Origin of the sequence: Aneurinibacillus tyrosinisolvens (assembly GCF_001015055.1) — a bacterium.
GTDB lineage: Bacteria > Bacillota > Bacilli > Aneurinibacillales > Aneurinibacillaceae > Aneurinibacillus_A > Aneurinibacillus_A tyrosinisolvens.
Map to the genome: position 1 here is coordinate 1 of NZ_BBWZ01000105.1, position 1535 is coordinate 1535.

Here is a 1535-nt window from a genome sequence, read left to right on the forward strand (position 1 = left end):
CTCAACTTTCGCAGAGCGATAAGCCATGAGGATCTTTACTGTATAAGGCCTGGTAGCGATTCAGAAACATAAATGGACAACATCGCTGAAAAGTGCGCTGAAAATAGAAAAACACCGCTCCATTTGGTAAAGTAATTGTGACGAGCAATCACTACCATACGGAAGAGGTGTCCTCTATATGATAGAACAAAAACAACAAAAGAATCAACTTCCTAAAGAAATTCAGTCCGCTTTTACGCAGTTGAAAGTACTGCAACACTTGAAAACCGTAGGTTTTAAAAAGCGATTTGGCTTTTCTCCCTCCTATCTATTTCAACTTGTCTTTGTGCTCTTATTTCACCATAAAAACTGGTTTCGGATGCTGGAAAGTGACCGGGGAGAATCCCTCCCTGGCAAGGATGCCGTCTATCGATTTTTGAACCATGCCAGACATCCATGGCGCCGTTTTCTGACCTTGTTAAGTACCACTACGATCGAGAAAGTTCGCCCTTTAACTTCAACCCGGCGCGTAACGGCTTTTATTGTCGATGATTCCATGTTTGAACGGAATCGAAGCAAGGCAGTCGAACTGCTTGCGCGGTTCAAAGATCATGCGACAGGCTGTTACTACAAGGGATACCGGATGCTCACACTGGGTTGGTCAGACGGTCATACCTTCATTCCTGTGGATTTCTCTTTACTTAGCTCCCTCAAATCGCAAATCAATGGCATCACCGAAGGGATGGATAAGCGGACATCCGGCTATAAGCGGCGAATCGAAGCCTTGCGGCCCGCCCCACACTTGATCCCTGAGATGCTGGATCGTGCGATGGATGCAGGCGTGACGGCTTCCTATGTACTCATGGACAGTTGGTTTACGCATGCTCCCCTCGTGAAGGAAGTCGTCGGAAGAGGACTCCATGCCATCGGCATGGTCAAAGCGGACAATAAACATTATCAGGTAGGAGTGCAACGTTTATCATTGCAGGAACTTTACTACGCTGCAACGCCGATGAAAAGAAGAAACAAAGGCGTTCTGTGTTCTATCCGCACTGAATTAGCAGGCATTCCCATTACCATGGTGTTTGTCCGCCATCGTTCTAAGAAAAAAGAATGGCTGGCCATTTTGTGTACCGATTTAACTTTGACCGAAGAAGAAATCATTAAAACCTACGGGATCCGCTGGGATATTGAGGTCTTCTTCAAATGTACGAAATCCTTGTTGCGTCTGCAAAAGGAGTTCCAAGGACGCTCCTACGACCTGCTTATTAGTCATACGACTATCGTGTTTTCTCGCTATATTGTATTGGCCTGGCAGCATCGGCAAAGTACGGATGAGCGTTCGTTGGGCGGTTTATTTCTTGCGCTTTGCGATGAAGTTAGCGAACTGGATTGGGCGATTGCATTACATCAACTCTTCGAGTTGATCACGGATATTGCCAAAAAAACCAGCAAGAAACTCTCAACATTCATTCAAAATCAACTCCAGCAATGGATTTCTGGTTTGCCCGGCTACATCAAGGCTTACCTGCCGAATGTATGCTGCGAAAGTTGAG

1 protein-coding gene is annotated in these 1535 nt (G+C 45.9%); it reads left to right on the forward strand.

Annotation, left to right across the window (positions count from 1 at the left end; genetic code table 11):
• Window positions 1-178: 178 nt before the first annotated feature.
• A complete protein-coding gene (locus MBEAL2_RS28500) occupies window positions 179-1534 on the forward strand; it encodes an IS4 family transposase (protein ID WP_047155549.1) in 1356 nt (451 codons plus the stop codon).
• The last annotated feature ends 1 nt before the right edge of the window (window position 1535 follow it).